Below are 19881 nucleotides of genomic sequence, written 5' to 3'. Positions count from 1 at the left end.
ACGGTACCCTGTGGCGCAGGATACTTCGCCATGCTAATCAAATCGGTTAGGATGGCGAAGTGAATTTCAAGGCTCAGCCCAAGCAGGTGTGGATCACGGCGTTCGCCGCGGTCATCGCCTTCATGGGGATCGGGCTCGTGGACCCGATCCTGTTGTCCATCGCAGAGGGTCTGCACGCGACACCGTCGCAGGTCACCCTCCTCTTCTCCTCCTACCTCGGCGTCCAGGTCGTGGCGATGCTCTTCACGGGTGCCGCGACGGCCCGGTTCGGCGCCAAGCGCACGCTCGTCGGCGGGCTCGCGCTGATCGTCGTCGCGACGCTGCTGTGCTCGGCGGCGGGCAGCATCGGTCAGCTCGTCGGACTGCGGGCCGTGTGGGGGCTCGGCAACGCGTTCTTCATCGCCACCGCGCTCAGCGTCATCGTCGGCGCCGCCAGCGGCGGGCAGAAGTCCGCGATCCTGCTCTACGAGGCCGCGCTCGGCCTAGGCCTGAGCGTGGGGCCGTTGCTGGGGGCGCTGCTCGGCAGCTTCTCCTGGCGCGGGCCGTTCCTCGGCACCGCGATCCTCATGGCGGCCGCGCTGATCCTTTGTGCAACGTTCCTGGCGAAGGACTCGCACCTCGAACGTCCGAGGATCAGCGTGCTCGACCCGCTGAAGGCCCTCAGGAACCCCGTCCTGCTGCGCACCTCGATCGGAGCGGCGCTCTACACGGCCGCGTTCTTCACAGTTCTCGCCTGGTCGCCCTTCGTCCTGCGGTGGGGTGCCGTCGAGATCGGGCTGATCTTCTTCGGCTGGGGTGTGTGCGTCGCCGTCTCGAGCGTCTTCCTCGCTCCTCGGCTCGCGGAGCGCGTCGGCGAGAAGCGGGCGATCATCGGATCTGTACTGGCTTTCGCCGTGCTCATGCTGCTGATGGCGGTGCCCGGCAAGCCGTTGCTGGTGGTCGCGGTGATCGTGAGCGGCCTGGTGAGCGGGCTGCTGAACACGCTGTTCACCGGTGCCGCGATGAGCGTCAGCGACGCGCCGCGGCCGGTGGCGAGTGCCGGGTACAACTTCCTGCGCTGGCTCGGCGGCGCTCTGGCGGCGACGTTCGTCAGCCACCTGGCCCAGCCGTTCGTCGTCGCCGCTGTCCTCTGCGTCGTCGCCGCCGGACTGCTGACCCTCAACCGGACGGACACAAGGGACGTTCCGTCCGAAGCTGTCCTCGCGGGTGAACAACTTGTGGGTTAACAAAGCATGAACGGAAGCCTACGGTCGGTGCTGGTTCCCGCACCGACCGTAGGAGGCCACCACCATGATCCCTCTGCCACTCGTCAACCACCGCGTCGGCAGAGCGGCGGTGACATGCGAGTACCGCTGCGGGGACGCGTGCTTCCACGAGGTTCCGAACACCTCGGACAACCCCTACTTCGGCGATCTGATCAGCCGCCGCACCGCGCTCAAAGCCGGTGCCGTGGTCGCCGCCGCGGCAACGGTCGCACTGCCCACGACCGCTGCCGCCGCCGAGCCCGAGACCCGGAGCCACCGCCCGCCGAGGGGTCTCGACTTCAAGCCCGTCGAGATCAACACCAAGGACGAGGTCGTCGTGCCCGAGGGGTACGAGCAGGGCGTCGTGATCCGCTGGGGCGACCCGCTGTTCCCCGGCGTCCCCGAGTTCGACTTCGACGACCAGACCGCGGCCAAGCAGGAGAAGCAGTTCGGCTTCAACTGCGACTTCGCCGCCATCCTGCCGCTGGACCCGTTGGAACTGACCGGGATCATGGTCACCAACCACGAGTACACCAGCGAGCCGTTCATGTTCCGCGGCTACGACCCGAACAACCCCACCGAGGAACAGGTGAAGATCGCCTGGGCCGCGCACGGCCTGTCGATCTTCATGATCAAGCGCTCGCTGTTCTCCGGCCACTACAAGGCGAAGTTCAGCAAGTACAACCGCCGCATCACCGTGCACACGCCGTTCGAGGTGCGCGGCCCTGCCGCGGGCAGCGACCTGCTGAAGACCTCCGTGGACCCCACGGGCAAACGGGTCTTAGGCACGCTGAACAACTGCGCGGGCGGCGTCACGCCGTGGGGCACGATCCTGTCCGGCGAGGAGAACTTCAACCAGTACTTCGGCAACGCCGCCGGTCGCAACGACCCGAGGCTCACGAGGTACGGCGTCACCGGCACCGCCACCACCCGCAAGTGGGAGCGCTTCGACAAGCGCTGGGACCTCGCGCAGGAACCCAACGAGGTCAACAGGTTCGGCTGGGTCATCGAGCTCGACCCGAACGACCCGGACTCCACGCCGGTCAAGCACACGCACCTCGGCCGGTTCAAGCACGAGACCGCGAACATACGGATCGCCGACGACGGCCGCGTGGTCGCGTACTCCGGTGACGACGAGCGGTTCGAGTACATCTACAAGTTCATCTCCACCGGCAAGATGAAGCGGGGCAACAGCAAGGCCGCGCGCCGGCACAACATGACGCTGCTGGACGACGGCACGCTCTACGTGGCCCGCTTCAAGGGCGACAGCCCCGCCTCCGAGATCGACGGCACCGGAAAGCTGCCCAGCGACGGCAAGTTCGACGGCACCGGCGAGTGGATTCCGCTGGCGGCGGGCACCAAGTCGTTCGTGCCCGGCATGACCGCCGAGGAGGTGTACGTCTTCACGCGCATCGCGGCGGACAAGGTCGGTGCGACGAAGATGGACCGCCCCGAGGACATCGAGTGCCACCCGCGCACCGGCACGGTCTACTGCGCGCTCAGCAACAACGTCGAACGCGGCGTCACCCCGGGCAAGGAAGGCGCGACCGAGCCGAACCCGCGCGTCAACAACCGGCACGGCCAGGTGCTGGAGCTGGTCGAACGCCGCGGTGACGCGCTCGCCCTGACGTTCGACTGGGGCCTGTTCCTGGTCTGCGGCTTCCCGGAGGACCCGAACACCTACTTCGGCGGCTACGACAAGTCGCAGGTCAGCCCGATCTCCAGTCCGGACAACGTGGCGTTCGACCGGCACGGCAACCTGTGGATCTCCACGGACGCGGACGGCAAGCTCGACGGGCTGAACGACGGCCTCTACGGCGTGCCGCTGGAAGGCCCGGAACGCGGCCACCTCAAGCTGTTCCTCACGGTGCCGCGCGGCGGTGAGACGTGCGGTCCGGTGATCGGCGAGCGGGTGATCACGGTGTGCGTCCAGCACCCCGGCGAGGTGGACGGCGCGAACGCCGACAAGCCCGTCTCGAACTGGCCGGACCGGGGTACCTCGCGGCCGCGTCCGTCGGTCGTCGCGGTGTGGCGCAAGGGCCGTCGTCAGCTGGGTGAAATCGGTTGATCACCCTGCGTGCTGTGATCGTTCGGGAGTAGTACGAGTTCGCCCGCCGTTCACCTTCTGGACGGCTGGCGAACTCGTTCGGCTCTTAGGTTCGGCCAGTTCCCACACTGACCGATCTCGGAGGCCTGCGTGTCCTCACCCACCGATCGGGGCCGTCGCCTGCTGCCCCTGCTCCCGACCAACCACCCGCTCGGGCGTCAGGCCGTCACCTGCGAGTTCCGCTGCGGCAACGCCTGTGCCCACGAGGCGCCCAACACGTCGCAGAACGCGTACTTCGGTGACGTCGTCAAGGAGGTCGTGAGCCGCCGCGGCATGCTGAAGGCCGGTGCGGTCGTCGCGGCCGCCGGCGCCGGTGCGCTCGCGTTCTCCGGTGCGGCCGCCGCCGCCCCGGCGCACGCCGACCTCGACGTCGACCTGAAGTTCGGCGGCGGCAAGAACGACGACGGTCTGAACTTCGAGCCGGTGCAGCCCAACACCCTCGACCAGATCGCCGTGCCCCAGGGCTTCCAGCAGGACGTCGTCATCCGCTGGGGTGACGCGGTGCTGCCCGACGCGCCGAAGTTCGACTTCGACAACCAGACGCCCGAGGCGCAGGCCAAGCAGTTCGGTTTCAACAACGACTTCTGCGGTCTCGTGCCGGTGCCGGGCTCCTGGGACAGCTGGCTCATGGTGAGCAACCACGAGTACTCGTCCGAGTCCTTCATGTTCAAGGACTGGGCGGCGGACAAGGTCACCGAGCGCCACGCCAAGATCGCGTGGGCCGCGCACGGCATGTCGGTCGTGATGGTCGACCGCGAGCACCGCACCGGCAAGCTCGTCGTGTGCAAGGACGACATGAAGAAGTACAACCGCCGGATCACGGCCACCTCACCGTTCGAGGTGCGCGGTCCCGCGGCCGGGTCGAAGCACCTCAAGACCTCCGCCGACCCGTCCGGCAAGAAGGTCCTGGGCACGCTGAACAACTGCGCCGGTGGCGTCACGCCGTGGGGCACGATCCTGTCCGGCGAGGAGAACTTCAACCAGTACTTCGCCAACGCGAACCAGGTCGCCGACCCGGACACGAAGGCCAAGCTCGCCCGCTACGGCATGAGCGGTGGCGCGACAACGCGCCAGTGGGAGAAGTTCGACAAGCGCTTCGACCTGGCCCAGGAGCCGAACGAGGCCAACCGCTTCGGCTGGATCGTCGAGATCGACCCGCTCGACCCCAAGTCGACGCCGGTCAAGCACACCGCTCTCGGCCGCTTCAAGCACGAGGGCGCGAACGTCATCGTCGCCAAGGACGGCCGCGTGGTCGCGTACATGGGCGACGACGAGCGCTTCGACTACATGTACAAGTTCGTCACGGACGAGCGCATGCAGAAGGGCGACTCGAAGCGCGCCCGCGAGCACAACAAGAAGCTGCTGGACAAGGGCACGCTCTACGTCGCCAAGTTCACGGGTGACAGCCCGGCCGCCGAGATCGTCGGCGACGGCACGCTGCCCAAGGACGGCGAGTTCGACGGCTCGGGCGAGTGGATCGCCCTGGCGCACAACGACAAGTCGTTCGTGCCGGGCTTCACGGCCGAAGAGGTCTACATCTTCACGCGCCTGGCCGCCGACAAGGTGGGCGCCACGAAGATGGACCGCCCGGAGGACGTTGAGCCTTCGACGCACAACCGCCGGATCTACGCCGCGCTGACCAACAACACCGACCGCGGCAAGGCGGGCAAGGAAGGCCCGACCGAGATCAACCCGCGCAACGGCAACAGGCACGGCCACGTGCTGGAGATCGAGGAGCGCCGCAGCGACAACACGGCGCTGACGTTCTCCTGGAAGCTGCTGCTGGTCTGCGGTGACCCGAAAGACCCCGGCACGTACTTCGGCGGCTTCGACAAGTCGCAGGTCAGCCCGATCTCCTGCCCGGACAACGTCGCGTTCGACACGCACGGCAACCTGTGGATCTCCACGGACGGCAACGCCTTGGGCTCCAACGACGGCCTGTTCGCGGTGCCCGTCTCCGGCAAGCGCCGCGGCCAGGTGAAGCAGTTCCTCACCGTGCCCCTGGGTGCGGAGACCTGCGGCCCGGTCATCACCGAGGACTTCGTGCTGGTGTCCGTGCAGCACCCCGGCGAGATCGACGGCGCCTCGGCCAACAACCCGCTGTCGCACTGGCCGGACGGTGGCACCTCGCAGCCGCGCCCGTCCGTCGCGGTGGTGTGGCGCAAGGACCGTCGCAAGATCTGCGACTGATCGTGTGCCCTGGCTCACTCTGATCTTGTGAACCGGTGCAGCCGCCCGTCCGTGTGATGGGTGGCTGCACCGCGGACAGCCAAGTCCACATTGGTCGTCCACTTTGGAGTGAGTTGTGAATGTTCGTCTTGTTGTTGGTGTTGCTGCTCTTCTGGGTCTTGCTGCGTGTGGCACCTCCACCACCGGCACCGCAACGCCCACTCCCGTCGCTCAGGCGGAGAACGTTCCCGTCGCGGCGGCCGTCCAGGTCCCGGCAGGTCAGGAGCTGGTCGGCGAATACCGGGCCACGGGCGTCCAGACGTACTCCTGCACGGGCAACGCGTGGAAGGGTCTAGAGCCCACCGCGACGCTTGTCGACAAGAACGACGAGCCGATCATCATCCACTCCCGCGGCCCCGTCTGGATCTCCACGGTGGACGGCAGCGCGGTCGAGGCGGCTCCGGTCGACGGAGCCAAGAACGACGTCAAGGGCGCTGTCCCCGAGCTCCTGCTGAAGACCAAGACCGCACGCGGCGACGGCCTGTTCGGCAAGGTCACCTACGTCCAGCGCCTCGCGACCGAGGGTGGCCTCGCCCCGTCCGGCGGCTGCACGGCCGGCGCGCAGACGTCCGTTCCGTACAAGGCCCTCTACACCTTCTTCGCGCCCGCCAACTGAGACGGTACTGAACCGGCCCGGAAACCCGGCCGTACGCACTGAGGTGATGAAACGTGCTGGCATCGTCCTGGTCTCATCAACTCTTCTGGGCATCCTCGTGGGAGGTGCCGGCTCCACCGCCGCGCCAACCCCGGAAGCCATGAACGGGTCTGACGCGAGGGTCGCACCCGCGGTTCAGGTCCCGTCCGGCAACAAGATCGTCGCCAAGCTGTACGCCAAGGGCGTGCAGACCTACACCTGCACGGCCGGAGCGTGGAAGGGCCTGGAACCCGCCGCAACGCTGGCGGACCGGCTCGGCAGGGCGGTCGGACTGCACTCGCGCGGTCCGGTCTGGGTCTCCACCGTCGACGGCAGCGCGGTCGAGGCCGCCCCGGTCGACGGCGCTCGCAACGACGTTCCCGGAGCCGTTCCGGAACTCCTGCTCAAGGCCAAGTCGACCAGGGGCGAAGGAACGTTCGCCGGGGTCAGCTACGTGCAGCGCCTCAACACCAAGGGCGGCGTCGCACCCGCCGGCAGCTGCACCGAGGGCGCCCAGACCTCCGTCCGCTACGAAGCCCTCTACACCTTCTCCGTCCCCGCCCTCTGAACGAGCGCGACCACCGCTGCCGTGATCATCGTGATGCCGACGACCCAGAGGCCGGTCTTCTGGGTCCCGGTGACGTCACGCAGCCAGCCGGTCACGTAAGGCGCCACGAAACCGCTCACGTTGCCCAGTGAGTTGATCATCGCGATCCCGCCCGCCGCGGCCGCACCGCCGAGAAAACTCGTGGGCAGCGCCCAGAACGTGGGCAGGGCGGAACAGACACCGATGGCGCACACCGAGACGGCGACCATCGCCGCGACGGGACTGTCGAGGTAGAGCGCCACCGGAATCGCCGCACCACCCAGCAACATCGGCGCGGCGACGTGCCACTTCCGTTCTCCGGTGCGGTCGCCGTGCCTGGCCCACAGGACCATGGCGACCGCGCCGAGGACGTACGGGATCGCGTTGATCAGCCCGCGCTCGACGATCCCGGCTCCGGGCGCCAGCCCCTTGATGATCGTCGGCAGGAAGAACCCCAGCGTGTAGAGCCCGTAGACGATCCCGAAGTACACGAAGCTCAGCGCCAGGATCCGGGGATGCGTCAGGGCCTTCTTCAACGGCCAGTGCTCTTCGGCAGGCTCCTCCGGCGCGTCCTCGGGCTTGTCCGGCAGCCAGAACCACGTCACGAACGCCAGCGCGATCGCCGGCAGCCCCTCGATCAGGAACATCGTGCGCCAGTCCGTCCACTGGATCAGCAACGCGCTGAACGTGGACCCGATCGCCGTCGAGATCGGCACCGCCACCATGAACAGCGCGACGATCCGCGCCCGGTCCTTCTGCGGGTAGAAGTACGTCAGGTACAGGATGATCCCGGGGAAGAACCCGGCCTCGGCCACGCCGAGCAGGAACCGCAGCACGACCAGCACGGTCCCGTTGGGCACGAACGCCATGGCCGTGGCGACGATCCCCCAGCTGACCATGATCCGCGCGATCCACTTGCGCGCCCCGAACCTGTGCAGGGCCAGGTTGCTCGGCACCTCGAGCAGCAGGTACCCGATGAAGAACACGCCGGACGCGAACCCGAACACCGTCGCCGAGAGCTGGAGCTCCTCCGACATGCCGTTCGGCCCGGCGAACCCGATGTTGACCCGGTCCAGGTAGTTGATGAAGTAGAGCAGGCACAGGTACGGCAGGATCAACTTCCTGGGCACTATGGTCCCCCCATGAGTGATCGTCCGGTCGCCCTCGTCACCGGGGCATCCAGCGGAATCGGCTCGGCCATCGCCAGAAGTCTGGCCTCGACCCACGACCTGCTGCTAGGCGGCCGCGACGAGACGTCGCTGTCCCTGCTGGCCGCCGAGCTCCCCGGCGCGCAGGCCTGGCCGTTCGACCTGACGAACGTCGCCAGCGCCGACCTGACCGCCGTCTCACGCCTCGACGTGATCGTCCACAGCGCCGGCATCGCCCTGCTCGGCCCGCTGGCCGAGGCCTCCCAGGACGACTGGCGCAGGACGTTCGACGTGAACGTCTTCGCGGTGGCCGAACTGACCAACCTCGTCCTGCCGCAGCTGCGCGCGGCCTCCGGCCACGTGGTGCTGATCAACTCGGGCGCCGGCCTGAACGCCAACCCCGGCTGGGGCGTCTACGCGGCCTCGAAGTTCGCCCTGCGCGCCTACGCCGACGCCCTGCGCGGCGACGAGCCGTCGTTGCGGGTGACCACGGTCTACCCCGGCCGCACCGCGACGCCGATGCAGGAGGAAGTGCGGCGCCAGGAGGGCGGCGAGTACGACCCGTCGAAGTACATCGACCCGGCCTCGGTGGGGCGGGCGGTGGCGTCGGCCGTGCTGGCGACGCCCGACGCCCACATCACCGAGATCAACGTGAGGTCCCGGCCCCACTAGTTGTCCACAGGCTTGTCAACAACCTGTGGCTAGACGTTGACGCTGCGCAGTCGCCGTGCCACCGCGGCGACTCCGGCCTGCACCTCGTGCCGATCCACCCGAGTGGACTCCCCACCTGCGACGACGTGGTCGCCGGCCACCCACACGTCGGTGACCCGGCGCGACCCGGACCCCCACACGAGGTTCGCCAGCAGCTGCTCGTCCGGCGCGTCCAGGCCGGTGGCGAACGCGGGGTCGTCGGCGGCGACGTGCACGACGTCACCCCAGCGCCCGGCCTCCAGCGCACCGATGTCATCCCGCCCCAGCGCGGAGGCGCCGCCCCGAGTGGCCATCAGCAACGCCTGCGCGGCCCCGAGCACGGTCGCGTCCATCTTGGAGACGCGGGCGAGCAGGCCGGCCAGCCGCGCTTCCTCCAGCAGGTCCAGGTCGTCGTTGGACGCGGGGCCGTCGGTGCCGAGGCCGACCGCCACGCCCGCGGCCAGCATCTCGGGCACCCGCGCGATCCCCGAAGCGAGCTTCGTGTTGGAGCCGGGGCAATGTGCGACGCCGACGCCGTACGCCGCGTACAGGGCGATGTCGTCGTCGGACAGGTGCACGGAGTGCGCGGACAGCACCCGTCCGCCCAGCACGTCCGAAGCCTTCATCAGGGCCGGCACGGACCCGAACTCGGCGCGGGCGGCCTCGTCCTCGAACGCCGACTCCGCCACGTGCACCATGAACAGCGCGCCGCGGGCCCGTGCCTCGACCGCGATCGCCGTCAGCTGCGGAGCAGACAGCGTGTACGCGGAGTGCGGCCCGTAGGCCAGCTCGACCCGCTCACCAGGCCCGAACCGCAGGCCGTCGGCGTCGATCCACGCGGAGATCTCGTCGGTCTGCGACTTCCAGTCCATGCCCGGCACGTCGAGGATCGCCCCGCCGAACACCACCCGTGACCCGGCGGCCAGGACGGCGTCCGTCAGCTCGCGGCCGTGGAAGTACATCTCGGCGGAGGTGGTCACGCCGTGCCGCAGCATCTCGACGGCGCCGAGCAGCATGCCGGTGCCGACGTCGGCGGGGGTCATCCGGGCCTCGTTCGGCCACATGTGCTCCTGCAGCCACCTCAGCAGCGGCAGGTCGGAGCCCAGGCCGCGCAGCACCGTCATGGGGCTGTGCGCGTGGGTGTTCACGAGGCCGGGCATCAGGATCCCCGACAGCGAGCGGACCTCACCGTCGAAGGCGGGAGCATCGGAGTGGGCACCCACGTAGGTGATCCGGCCGTCGACGACGTCCACGACCGCGTCGCGCAACACGGCGCAGGACGGGTCGCAGGGCAGAACCACCGGGGCGTGCAGACGCAATGACATGGGACGAATCCTGCCACTGTGACGCCGATCACATGGGTGCATACATCTGGACGCGATGGGCATCCTCGCTGTGTCGGGCGCGGGCCGACCCCCAGGGTCCGCCCCGGCCTAAAACTTCTCCCCAACCGAGGGGCCCGTCACGCGTTGTGCGACGGGCCCTTTGTGCATCCAGAGCAACCACGGGCAGGACAGGGGCGTCTCAAGATCATGTCGAAGAAGCCGTGCACGTCCAGTGGACAGTTCCGCCGCGCGCAGAAGCCCGCCACCCCCAAGCCGCCGACCCGGCGCTGAGTTGGCATGATCACACTCCACGACCGGGCGTGATCATGCGGAGGCAGCCAGTGGCCGACATCGACCCTCAGAACGACGACCAGCAAAGCGATGTCGAGATGACTCAGGAGTTCGAAGTCATCCGCGACGACATGTGAGCCAGCGCCGCGACCGGCAACCCTCACCTCGTCTTCCGGCGCCCAGCAGGGCGCCTCACGGCACCGGACCCACGCCCGCAGCCAACCAGGATGAGGACGTGGGGCCGGCACCGCGATGCACCCGTCTGGACACCGAAATACGGGGCAAAGGCTGCCGGTCGCGGCGCTAGCTGATGGGCAGATCGGCGCGGACCGTCCACCCAGTCGGTTCGCGTCGGCCTGCGGAGAAGGTGCCGCCCAGCAGTTCCGCGCGCTCGCGCATGCCGACGAGCCCGTAGCCTCCCGAGCCGCCCACGGGCACACCCGACGCCACGCCGTCGTCGACCACGTCCAGGTGCAGCACACCGTCACTTGAGGACAGTGAGAGGTCCACAGAGGACACGGCTGCCGCGTGCTTCTGGATGTTCGTCAGAGATTCCTGCACCAGCCGCAGCACCGACCGCGCCAGCTCCTGCGGCACGGCGTCCTGCAGGTCGAACGAGAGCCGCACCGGGAGTCCGGACTCCGCCGCCAGCGACCGCACGTCGTCCACCAGGGACGAGGACGCGGCCGGTGTGGACGACTCGCCGTCCCGCAACGTCCCGACCAGCCGTCGCATCGCGGTCAGCGCCTCGTGGCCGGACGCCTCGATGGTCGGCAGCACCTGCTCGGCGGCGGCGCGGTTGATCTGGCCGGCCTGCGCGTGCACGACGATCGCGGTCACGTAGTGCGCCACCACGTCGTGCAGTTCGCGGGCGAGCGCCAGCCGTTCGGAGTTCTGGGCCGCCGCAACGGAAGCAGCCAGCTGAGACGTGCGTTCGTTGTCGCGGGCCCGGAAGTACAGGCCGGTGCCCACCGCGATCACGAACATGAGGACCGCGCCGAACAGGTAGCTCCCCGGGTCGGGTTCGTAGGTCCGGTAGTCCCGTGGCGCCACGACCGGATAGCTGATGACCTCCGCGGCCACCATCGCCGCGAGGACGATCGCGGTGCCCGACACCGCGTACCAGCGCGGCGCCTCGCGCACGACGATCGCGATGGTCGCCATCGCCGCGCCCGTCACCGAGATCGACGCACCGCTGATGAAGAAGTGCGGCTGCATGGACAGGTCGAGGAACCGCAGGTAGACGGCGGTGAAGACGATCGCCGCGGCGAGGGCCAGGGTCGCGTCGAAGGGACGCCGGGGCGCCAGCACGGCGATCGCGCAGATCACCGCGACACCGGGGGCCTGCCACCAGGGGTTCGTGTAGTCGGCGGTGAACAGCTCCAAGCCCGCGATGAAGGCGAGTGAGAGCGCCAGCGGCCACTGGCGTTTGGCGAGCAACCGCCAGTTCAGTTCCTTGCTCTCCACCCGACACACGGTAAAGCCGGAAGGCTGATCCCGCGTCCGACCGGGGTCTACCGCGGGGTCAGCCATAAGGCTGACTGGGCGACCTGCGGAAATACCCTCACGGCGGATGCCGGATCACGCCGCGGTCACGGACTCTGGAGGAGCAGGAGTCGGGGAAGTGGAGGACGCCATGTTGTCAGTTGTGTTCACTTGGGCCGCCGCGGTGGTCGGCCTGTTGGTCCTCGCGCTCATGGCACTCTCGGGCGTGATGATCGACTCGAAGCACTAGGTCCCGGGCCGGCGTGTGATGGGGAAGTCAGACGCTGGTCAGGGAATGGTGCTGGCGGAGGAGTTCCGCCAGCCTGCTCGTCGGTTGAGGACGGGTCTCGTCCAACGCGGCCGTGAAGCGCGCCGGAGAACCGTTCCGTGCGCGTGCCGCGGCTGCGGTGTCGAGCCGGAACGCGGGCCGCGCGGCCGAAGGCCGTTGGCGGGAACGCAGCCAGGCGAGGCGGTGCAACGCTTCCGCGTGGTGGTCGGTGATGGTGACGGCCGCCTTGTCGAACGAGTGCAGCACTGCAGCGTTCAGGTGAACGGTCGCGAAGTCCCGCCACAGCGTGCGTTCGGACGAAGTGTCCAAACCCAACGCATCGGCAACCTCACGCGCCACACCGTAAGCACCTTCCTCGGCCAGTGACCGCGTGCCGATCTCGGCGCCGACGAACCACGAGTTGAACGGCGCGGCGGGGTAGTGCACGCCACCGATCGACAGCCGCATGTTCGAGATGACCGGAACCGCGTGCCAGCGCAGGCCCATCTCGCCGAACCACGGCAGAGTCGGGTGCTCCAAGGGAACTTCGTGCACGATCTCGGACGGCAGCGTGAACAGCCGCGGCCCCTCGTGCTGCGTCTCCACAACCAACGGCAGCAGGTCGAAGCGTGAACGCCGCACCGGCGGACGCCAGCCCATGCCCTGCATGGTCTCGGTGAACTGGGTGTACCGGCGGTCCCCCATGCCGTCGGCGTACCCGGCGTACCGGATCAGCTGCTCGTTCCAGATCACCGGTCCGGGCGAGCCGGGTGCGTCCGGCGCGAAAACCGTTACCAGTGGCCGGATCTCGCCACCGTTGGTCGCGAGGCGCAGGTGTTCGACGCATTCGCCGGCGACGGCGGCGGCGTTGCGGTAGCCGCGCAGATCGCGGACTTTCAGGCGGCGCCAAGGCACACCTGAGGTGCACCAGCCGCTGTCTCGCAACGCGATCCGCGCGCCGTACGCGAGCTCGTTGGTCGTGTGGCGGTAGGTTCCGGTCTCGGCGATCTCGGCGCGCACCTGGGCGATGCGGGCGGACAGCGAGCCTGCGTCGGAGTGCGCCGCGTGGAACATGCGGACGAACTCCTCCGCGACGGGGAGGACGTCGGGGGTCACGGAGCGAGACGCTAAGCCCGGAACAGCCTCACGCGTCACTGCCACTCGGGGCATTTCGGGTGATCAACACCAGCCACTCCAACGAGTGAAGATTAGACCCAGGGTGCTCACCCGATCGGCTTGAGACCTCGATCAGGTGAGGTCGTTCCGCCGGAACATCAGGTCGTGCGAGACACGGTCTTCGTTCACCGCGCGCTGCTCGAACTTCGTGACGGGCCGCCAGTCCGGCCGCGGCGCCCAGCCGTCGTGCACGTTGGTCAGCAGCCGCTCGCCGGAACAGACCTCCAGCATCTGCTCGGCGTAGTGCTCCCAGTCCGTCGCGAGGTGCAGCACGCCACCGGGCTCCAGCCGGGACGCCAGCAGCGCCACGAACTCCGGCTGCACGAGCCGGCGCTTGTGGTGCTTCTTCTTCGGCCACGGGTCCGGGAAGAAGATCCGCACGCCGTGCAGCGACGCGGGCGCGATGTGGTCGGTCAGCAGGTCGACGGCGTCACCGCGCAGCACGCGCAGGTTGTCGAGTCCGCCGAGGTGCTCGGCGCGCAGCAGCAGCTGGGCGAGTCCTGGCTTGTAGACCTCGACGGCGACGTAGTTGAGCTCGGGCGCGGCGGCCACGAGCTGGGAGGTGGTCTCGCCCATGCCGGAGCCGATCTCCAGCAGCACGGGCGCGGAACGGCCGAACCAAGAGTCGAAGTCCAGGGGCCCCTCGGGCAACGACTTGACGTCGTTGCCCATCTTCTCCCAGTACGTGTCCCAGGCACGTTCCTGTCCCACGGTCATGCGCTCGCCGCGCTGGACGAAGCTGACGATGGAACGGGGGAACTCAGGCCTGGTCACGACGGGACATTCTAGGCAATGAGTTCGATGTCCTCGATCTGAGCACGCAGGTCAGCCACGGTGAAGTCGATCGCCTGGGGCCGGCCCGCCCCGCGATGGGCCGGAACGAGGTGCACGAACCCGCGATGCGAGTCGGTGAACTGCACGGTTGTCGGGGTGGCAGGCCCGTAGACACCGCTCTCGGACGGCACGTACTCCCAGTACCCGACCTCGCCGAGGTCGACCCAGGGCACGAATACCCAGCCGGGGCGTGCGCAGAGCAGTTCGCTCACCGCGTCCTCGACGGCATGACCTTCGGCACGGGAACGCAGCCGCCCCCGGTCTAGCGCACGCAGCCACCACGGCGCGGGAGCGTCCTCGACGTCCCGCACGGAGCGGTACATCGTGAGGACTTCGCTCTCCGGGGCGCGATTCACCCACGAATGGCGGGCGTCTGCAGGGGTGAGGGCGATTTCGGCAGGGTTGGGAGCTTCGAGCGCACTGGACCACTCGAGGCCGAGCATTGCTTCCACACGGACCACTGGCCACCTCCGCAGCGGGGATAACCCCATTCAACGGGAACTCAAACGCCGGTGATGTCCAGAATGCCGCTTTTCACGGCTTGTTAACAGCACCCTTACGCAACGTGTGACGCCAGGCACGTTGCGCCTTCAGGTGGAAACACGATGTAGCTGACGTGCACCTGCTCTCCGCGCTCGCCGTCGCGCTGCCGTTGCTGCTCGCCGGGCAGACGATCGAGGAACAGGAGTGGCACCTCGACGCGCTGGACGTCTACTCGGCGCAGGCCCAGGCCCGCGGGGACGGCGTGATCGTCGCGGTGATCGACTCCGGTGTCGACGCCAAGCACCCGGACCTCGCCGGACAGGTCCTGCCCGGAACGGGCTTCGGCCGCTCCAAGGGCACCGACGGCACGACCGACGCCGACGGCCACGGCACCGGGATGGCCGGGATCATCGCCGCGACCGGCAAGAACGGCGGGGCGCTCGGCATCGCGCCCGGCGCCAAGATCCTGCCGATCGCCAGTGCCGACGAGAAGGAGCAGTTCGGGCTCGAGGCCGTCGCCGAGAGCATCAGGTGGGCCGCCGACCACGGCGCCAAGGTCGTCAACATGTCGCTGGGCTTCTCCAGTTCGATGACGCCGACGCTGGTCAAGGCCGTGAACTACGCGATCGAGAAGGACGTCGTCCTCGTCGCCGCCACCGGCAACGACGGCAAGGAGGTCTCCGCGCCCGCCAACATCAACGGCGTGATCGCGGTCGCGGGCACGAACGAGGACGGCAAGCCCTGGGCGTCGTCCAACGTTGGTGCGGACACGGTGCTCGCGGCTCCGGCGGAGGGCATCGTGACGATCGCGCCGCAGAGCGTCTACGCCAGTGGCTATGCGGAGATGGACGGCACGAGCGCGGCGTCGGCGATCGTGTCCGGCGTCGCCGCGCTGGTGCGCGCGAAGCACCCGGACATGGCGGCGAAGGACGTCGTCAACGCGCTGGTCAAGACCGCGACCGACCTGGCGGACCCCGGCAGGGACGCGGCGACCGGGTTCGGCATGGTCAACCCGATGGGCGCGCTCACCGCGCAACTCCCGCGGGTGGAACGCAATCCGCTGCTGCCGCCGGTGCCCTCGACCGCGCAACCGACCCCGACGCTCGCGGCCCAGCGCCCCCAGCAGCCGGTCGACGTGGAGGACCGGCTGCCGTTCGTCGCCGCCGTCGCGGGCGGCACCGCCGTGATGACCGGACTGCTGATCGCGTTGCCCGCCATCCGGTCACGGCGTCCCGAGCCCGTCAGTGCGCGTGATACTCCACCGACTCCTTGGTGAGCTGCATGAAGGCCTCCTCCAGCGAACCGCGCTGAGGGCTGAGCTCGTGCAGCACGATCTGGTTCTCCGCCGCGAGCTCACCGATCTGCTGGGCCGCGATCCCGTGCACCACCAGGCTTCCGCTCGCCGAGTCGTCGGTCACCGTCGCGTGCGCCGCGAGGATCTCGCGCAGCTTCGCGGCGTGGGGTGACCGCACCCGGACGGTGTCCTGGGTGGCGTCGGCGATGAACTGCTCGGTCGAGGTCTGCGCGATCAGCTGACCCTTGCCGATGACGATCAGGTCCTGGGCGGTCTGCGCCATCTCGGACAGCAGGTGGCTCGACACGAACACCGTGCGGCCCTCGTTCGCGAGCCGGTGCATGAACTGCCGGATCCAGAGGATGCCCTCGGGGTCGAGGCCGTTGACCGGCTCGTCGAACAGCAGCACCTCGGGGTCGCCGAGCAACGCGCCCGCGATGCCGAGCCGCTGCGACATGCCGAGCGAGAAGCCGCCGGCGTTCTTGTGCGCGACCTCGGTGAGGCCGACGATCTCCAGCACTTCCCGCACCCGGCTGACCGGGATCTTGTTCGAGACGGCGAGCCACTTGAGGTGCGCCCGCGCGGAACGGTTGGGGTGCACCCACTTCGCGTCGAGCAGCGCGCCGACCTTGCGCAACGGCTGCTTGAGCTGGGCGTAGTGCTTCCCGTCGATCGTGACGTCGCCGCCGGTGGGGGTGTCGAGGCCGAGGATCATCCTCATGGTCGTGGACTTGCCGGCGCCGTTCGGGCCGAGGAAGCCCGTGACGCGGCCGGGCCGGACGGTGAACGACAGGTCGTCGACGGCCTTCGTCCTGCCGTAGTGCTTCTGCAACCGCACTGCTTCGATCATGGCCTCTCCCGGTTCGCTCGACAGAACTGACAGGGACCTGGGTCATCCCCCGACGGATGACCCAGGTCCCTCTCCCCCTTCATTCGGAACTGGTCACGCGTCCCGCCGCTTCGCGACGATCAGTGCGACCACCAGCAGCGCCACCGCGATGCCGGCGAAGTAGGCCAGCGATCCCCACTGGCTCAGCTTGAAGTCGATGCCCATGCCGGCCTGTTCCGCCCCCGCGGCTTCAGGTCCGCTCAGCATCAGGAAGTGGTTGGCGTTCTGGAACGGCAGCCACGCCTGGATCTTCACGCCGGCCTTCGGGATGATCCCGATCAGGCCTTCGAGCAGCATGTTCCAGACGAGCAGGATCGCCACGGCGCCGGCGGTCTGGCGGACGAGGATGCCCACCGCGATCGCGAGGATCGCGCCGATGCCGTAGAGCAGGCCGACGCCCGCGACGTGCCGCCACTCGGCGCCGGAGTTGATCGCGAGGTCCGAAGCGGGCGACAGCAGCTTGGCCATGCCGACCGAGCCGAAGGCGATGATCTCGCCGAGGATGGCGGCGATGAACGCCACCACGACGGTCTTGGCGACCAGCGCGGACGTCCGGTTCGGCACCGCGAGGAACGTGGCGCGGATCGTGCTGAAGCGGTACTCGGTCGTGACCGCGAGAGCCGCCATCACCAGCACGACGGACAGCGCGAGCTGACTGCTGCCGAACTGCGTGACGCCGAGGGACAGCTGGCCGTTGTCGGTGGACGCCGCGATGATCGCGGTGAGGCCGACACCCAGGACCAGGGCGAGTGCGCTGCACCAGTAGGGCGAGCGGGTCGAGAAGAGCTTGATTCTCTCAACTGCCAACAGGGTCATCAGACTCACTTCCCGATCTCTGCGTGGTACTCGACAGCATCGCCGGTCAGCTGCATGAACGCCTCTTCGAGCGAACCGCGCTGGGGGCTCAGCTCGTGCAGGACGACACCGTTGGCGGCAGCGATGTCACCGATCTGGTCACTGGTTGCACCCGATACGGACAACGCGCCGTCCGCACCGTCACGAACGGTGAAGCCCTTGTCGACGAGCAGCGGGCCGAGCTTGGAGAGCTGAGGACTGCGCACGAGGACGGTGTTACCCGTCGAGCCGTCGATGAACTCCTGCGTGCTGGTCTGCGTGATCAGCTTCCCCCGGCCGATCACGATGAGCTCGCTGGCCGTCAGGGCCATCTCCGACAGCAGGTGGCTCGACACCAGGACCGTGCGGCCCTCGGCGGCGAGGTTCTGCATGAACGTGCGGATCCAGAGGATGCCCTCCGGGTCGAGGCCGTTGACCGGCTCGTCGAACAGCAGCACCTTCGGGTCGCCGAGCAGTGCCGCGGCGATCCCCAGCCGCTGCGACATGCCGAGCGAGAACCCGCCTGCGTTCTTGCCGGCGACCTGCGTGAGACCGACGGCCTCCAGCACCTCGTCGACGCGGTTCTTCGGCAGGTCGTTGGACTTGGCGAGCCAGCGCAGGTGAGCGCGGGCGGAGCGGTTCGGGTGAACCCACTTGGCGTCGAGCAGCGCACCGACCGTCTGCAGTGGACGGTGCAGCTCGGTGTAGGGCTTGCCGTCGATCAGCACGCGGCCTGCCGTCGGACGGTCGAGCCCCAGGATCATGCGCATGGTGGTCGACTTGCCGGCGCCGTTCGGACCGAGGAATCCGGTCACCCGTCCAGGTTGGACGGTGAACGACAGGTCGTCGACCGCGACCGTCCTGCCGTATCTCTTGGTGAGGCCGATTGCCTCGATCATCGTCTGTCCCCTCTCGGTGATGGGACTACTTTGACGCTCCGAGGGGTCCTGCCACATCGGCCTGCGGTCTGCGGTCGCGTCAACTTCCGTCGACGGGTGCCGCTACCTCCGTCGTAGTTGAATGAGCCACATGGGATACACGGAAGCCCCGGACGGCTGGTGGCGCGAGTTCGTCCTGGCCAAACCCGCCCGCACCGGCAAGCTCGCGGTCACCCGCAAGGACGGCTCACCGCACGTCGCCCCGGTCTGGGTGGACCTCGACGGCCCCGACGTCGTCTTCCTGACCGCCCGCGACACGGTGAAGGGCAAGTCGATCCTGCGCGACGGCCGCGTGGCCCTGTGCTTCGACGACGAGACACCGCCGTTCAACTTCGTGACGATCACCGGCCAGGCCGTGATCGACGAGGACCCCGAGCAGCTCAAGTACTGGGCGGGCCGCACCGCGGCGCGCTACATGGGCGCCGACCGCGCCGACGAGTACGCCGAGCGCAACGGCGTGCCCGGCGAGATGGTCGTGCGGGTGAAGGTCGACAAGGTCGTCGCCGTGCAGAACGTGTCGGACTGAATCAGGTTGCCGTCCTGGCACCGGCTCGGCGACGCTGAACCGGTGCCAGGGCTGTGCGGCCGCGAGACCCACCCCGCCACGTACCGGCTGAGCGTGTTCGTCCCGAACCCCTAGCCGGGGAAGAAACGGTTGAGCACCTGGGCGGTGCCGTCCTCCAGCACGGTCGGCGCCACCTCGTCCGCCACCGCCTGCACGTGCGCCGGCGCCTGGCCCATCGCGACGCCGAGCCCCGCCCACTTCAGCATCTCGACGTCGTTGGACCCGTCGCCGATCGCGAGCGCGTCCGAGGCGTCGATGCCCAGCCGCGCGACGAGTTCGTCGAGCGCCGAGCCCTTCGAGACGTCCGGAGGCACCGCGGTCAGCCACGCCTCGGTGTGGTCGACGGACCACTCGATGCCGGGCAGCTCCAGCTCGCGCACGGCGAACGCCAGCTCGGCCGGCGTGTGGTCCCGCCAGCGCATGACCAGCCGCGAGGTGGGCACCGCCGCCATCTCCTCGAACGTCACCTGGGTCGTCACGCCCCACAGGTCACCCGGCAGGAACTCGCCCAGCGACAGGTTGCCGACGCCGGTCTGCTCGACCGCGAACACGGCACCGGGCAGCAGCGCCTGCAACGTCTTGACGGTCGGTCCCGGCTCGAACGTCACGCGTTTGGTCACCTCGTCCAGCGCCGGGTCCCACCACACCGCGCCGTTCGAGCACAGGGCGTAGGAGGCGGGCAGTTGCGGGGCCACCGCACCGATGCCGACGAGGCTGCGGCCGGTGCAGAGCACGACGACGGCACCGTGTTCGGTGGCGCGGGTGATGGCCGCTTTCACGGCGGGCGAGATGTCGTTCGAGCCGACAGCGGTCAGCGTTCCGTCGATGTCCAAGGCCACCAGACGCGGTCTCCAGTTCACG

Annotated in this window: 19 protein-coding genes; 9 read left to right on the top strand and 10 right to left on the bottom strand. The window is 68.7% G+C overall.

Annotated elements, in window-relative coordinates:
* Window positions 1-59 precede the first annotated feature (59 nt).
* The 5 genes from AB0M48_RS30785 to AB0M48_RS30765 all read left to right on the top strand — a co-directional run bounded on the left by AB0M48_RS30785 (window position 60) and on the right by AB0M48_RS30765 (window position 6782).
* Window positions 60-1226 (top strand): MFS transporter, encoded by a 1167-nt coding sequence (locus tag AB0M48_RS30785; protein WP_363848731.1) that lies wholly within the window; start codon window positions 60-62, stop codon window positions 1224-1226.
* 64 nt (window positions 1227-1290) lie between these two features.
* Window positions 1291-3312 carry a PhoX family phosphatase gene (locus AB0M48_RS30780; protein ID WP_363848729.1) on the top strand — a complete coding sequence of 674 codons (2022 nt, stop codon included), beginning with the start codon at window positions 1291-1293 and terminating at the stop codon, window positions 3310-3312.
* A 129-nt stretch (window positions 3313-3441) separates the two neighbouring features.
* Window positions 3442-5541: a PhoX family phosphatase gene (locus tag AB0M48_RS30775; protein ID WP_363848727.1), complete on the top strand. Its 2100-nt coding sequence runs from the start codon at window positions 3442-3444 to the stop codon at window positions 5539-5541.
* Window positions 5542-5656: 115 nt separating this feature from the next.
* The gene (locus AB0M48_RS30770; protein WP_363848725.1) at window positions 5657-6196 is read left to right on the top strand and encodes a DUF3455 domain-containing protein; all 540 of its coding nucleotides are present in this window, start codon (window positions 5657-5659) and stop codon (window positions 6194-6196) included.
* Window positions 6197-6335: 139 nt separating this feature from the next.
* The gene (locus AB0M48_RS30765; RefSeq protein WP_363848724.1) at window positions 6336-6782 is read left to right on the top strand and encodes a DUF3455 domain-containing protein; all 447 of its coding nucleotides are present in this window, start codon (window positions 6336-6338) and stop codon (window positions 6780-6782) included.
* Here the strand turns inward: AB0M48_RS30765 and AB0M48_RS30760 are convergent.
* A complete protein-coding gene (locus AB0M48_RS30760) occupies window positions 6755-7930 on the bottom strand; it encodes an MFS transporter (RefSeq protein WP_363848722.1) in 1176 nt (391 codons plus the stop codon). The two genes, AB0M48_RS30765 and AB0M48_RS30760, sit on opposite strands and share 28 nt — an antisense overlap.
* 12 nt (window positions 7931-7942) lie before the next feature.
* Here AB0M48_RS30760 and AB0M48_RS30755 point away from each other — a divergent pair, with 12 nt between their 5' ends.
* Window positions 7943-8620 carry an SDR family oxidoreductase gene (locus tag AB0M48_RS30755; RefSeq protein ID WP_363848720.1) on the top strand — a complete coding sequence of 226 codons (678 nt, stop codon included), beginning with the start codon at window positions 7943-7945 and terminating at the stop codon, window positions 8618-8620.
* A 29-nt stretch (window positions 8621-8649) separates the two neighbouring features.
* On the opposite strand, the gene AB0M48_RS30750 is transcribed toward AB0M48_RS30755, so the two are convergent.
* The gene (locus tag AB0M48_RS30750) at window positions 8650-9963 is read right to left on the bottom strand and encodes an amidohydrolase (RefSeq protein WP_363848718.1); all 1314 of its coding nucleotides are present in this window, start codon (window positions 9961-9963) and stop codon (window positions 8650-8652) included.
* Between the two features lie 221 nt (window positions 9964-10184).
* On the opposite strand from AB0M48_RS30750, the gene AB0M48_RS30745 reads away from it, so the two are divergent.
* Window positions 10185-10391 carry a hypothetical protein gene (locus AB0M48_RS30745; RefSeq protein ID WP_363848716.1) on the top strand — a complete coding sequence of 69 codons (207 nt, stop codon included), beginning with the start codon at window positions 10185-10187 and terminating at the stop codon, window positions 10389-10391.
* A 166-nt stretch (window positions 10392-10557) separates the two neighbouring features.
* On the opposite strand, the gene AB0M48_RS30740 is transcribed toward AB0M48_RS30745, so the two are convergent.
* The 4 genes from AB0M48_RS30740 to AB0M48_RS30725 all read right to left on the bottom strand — a co-directional run bounded on the left by AB0M48_RS30740 (window position 10558) and on the right by AB0M48_RS30725 (window position 14373).
* Complete coding sequence (locus AB0M48_RS30740) at window positions 10558-11721, bottom strand: histidine kinase (protein ID WP_363848714.1); 1164 nt, start codon at window positions 11719-11721, stop codon at window positions 10558-10560.
* Window positions 11722-12016: 295 nt separating this feature from the next.
* On the bottom strand, window positions 12017-13123 hold the full coding sequence (locus tag AB0M48_RS30735; RefSeq protein WP_363848712.1) for a nitric oxide synthase oxygenase: 1107 nt from the start codon (window positions 13121-13123) through the stop codon (window positions 12017-12019).
* Window positions 13124-13255: 132 nt separating this feature from the next.
* Entirely contained in the window at window positions 13256-13900 is a 645-nt protein-coding gene (gene trmB / locus AB0M48_RS30730; protein WP_319983590.1) for a tRNA (guanosine(46)-N7)-methyltransferase TrmB, read from the bottom strand.
* 68 nt (window positions 13901-13968) lie between these two features.
* On the bottom strand, window positions 13969-14373 hold the full coding sequence (locus tag AB0M48_RS30725; protein ID WP_363848711.1) for a hypothetical protein: 405 nt from the start codon (window positions 14371-14373) through the stop codon (window positions 13969-13971).
* A gap of 260 nt (window positions 14374-14633) precedes the next feature.
* On the opposite strand from AB0M48_RS30725, the gene mycP reads away from it, so the two are divergent.
* Window positions 14634-15776, top strand: coding sequence for a type VII secretion-associated serine protease mycosin (gene mycP / locus AB0M48_RS30720; RefSeq protein WP_363848709.1), 1143 nt, complete (start codon window positions 14634-14636; stop codon window positions 15774-15776).
* Here the strand turns inward: mycP and AB0M48_RS30715 are convergent.
* The 3 genes from AB0M48_RS30715 to AB0M48_RS30705 form a co-directional block, all read right to left on the bottom strand.
* Complete coding sequence (locus tag AB0M48_RS30715) at window positions 15742-16644, bottom strand: ABC transporter ATP-binding protein (protein WP_363848707.1); 903 nt, start codon at window positions 16642-16644, stop codon at window positions 15742-15744. The genes mycP and AB0M48_RS30715 overlap by 35 nt on opposite strands.
* Before the next feature lie 93 nt (window positions 16645-16737).
* Window positions 16738-17499 (bottom strand): hypothetical protein, encoded by a 762-nt coding sequence (locus tag AB0M48_RS30710; RefSeq protein ID WP_363848706.1) that lies wholly within the window; start codon window positions 17497-17499, stop codon window positions 16738-16740.
* Between the two features lie 5 nt (window positions 17500-17504).
* Complete coding sequence (locus AB0M48_RS30705) at window positions 17505-18416, bottom strand: ATP-binding cassette domain-containing protein (RefSeq protein WP_363848704.1); 912 nt, start codon at window positions 18414-18416, stop codon at window positions 17505-17507.
* 130 nt (window positions 18417-18546) lie between these two features.
* Between AB0M48_RS30705 and AB0M48_RS30700 the strand changes: the two genes are divergently transcribed.
* Entirely contained in the window at window positions 18547-18981 is a 435-nt protein-coding gene (locus AB0M48_RS30700; protein ID WP_363848702.1) for a PPOX class F420-dependent oxidoreductase, read from the top strand.
* Between the two features lie 110 nt (window positions 18982-19091).
* Here the strand turns inward: AB0M48_RS30700 and AB0M48_RS30695 are convergent, their stop codons facing one another.
* Window positions 19092-19880, bottom strand: coding sequence for an HAD-IIB family hydrolase (locus tag AB0M48_RS30695; RefSeq protein WP_363848700.1), 789 nt, complete (start codon window positions 19878-19880; stop codon window positions 19092-19094).
* Window position 19881 lies beyond the last annotated feature (1 nt).

Origin of the sequence: Lentzea sp. NPDC051208, assembly GCF_040682435.1 — a bacterium.
Taxonomy (GTDB): Bacteria; Actinomycetota; Actinomycetes; order Mycobacteriales; family Pseudonocardiaceae; genus Lentzea; species Lentzea kristufekii.
The sequence above is the reverse complement of the archived record's forward strand: the minus strand, read 5'-3'. Positions and strand labels throughout refer to the sequence as shown.

What these genes read in the sequence shown, in the direction of transcription:
- AB0M48_RS30780 (WP_363848729.1), top strand. Translation starts at nt 1,291, where the DNA reads ATGATCCCTCTGCCACTCGTCAACCACCGCGTCGGCAGAGCGGCGGTG.
- AB0M48_RS30765 (WP_363848724.1), top strand. Translation starts at nt 6,336, where the DNA reads ATGAACGGGTCTGACGCGAGGGTCGCACCCGCGGTTCAGGTCCCGTCC.
- AB0M48_RS30755 (WP_363848720.1), top strand. Translation starts at nt 7,943, where the DNA reads ATGAGTGATCGTCCGGTCGCCCTCGTCACCGGGGCATCCAGCGGAATC.
- AB0M48_RS30750 (WP_363848718.1), bottom strand. Translation starts at nt 9,963, where the DNA reads ATGTCATTGCGTCTGCACGCCCCGGTGGTTCTGCCCTGCGACCCGTCC.
- trmB (WP_319983590.1), bottom strand. Translation starts at nt 13,900, where the DNA reads ATGACCGTGGGACAGGAACGTGCCTGGGACACGTACTGGGAGAAGATG.
- AB0M48_RS30715 (WP_363848707.1), bottom strand. Translation starts at nt 16,644, where the DNA reads ATGATCGAAGCAGTGCGGTTGCAGAAGCACTACGGCAGGACGAAGGCC.
- AB0M48_RS30710 (WP_363848706.1), bottom strand. Translation starts at nt 17,499, where the DNA reads ATGACCCTGTTGGCAGTTGAGAGAATCAAGCTCTTCTCGACCCGCTCG.
- AB0M48_RS30705 (WP_363848704.1), bottom strand. Translation starts at nt 18,416, where the DNA reads ATGATCGAGGCAATCGGCCTCACCAAGAGATACGGCAGGACGGTCGCG.
- AB0M48_RS30700 (WP_363848702.1), top strand. Translation starts at nt 18,547, where the DNA reads ATGGGATACACGGAAGCCCCGGACGGCTGGTGGCGCGAGTTCGTCCTG.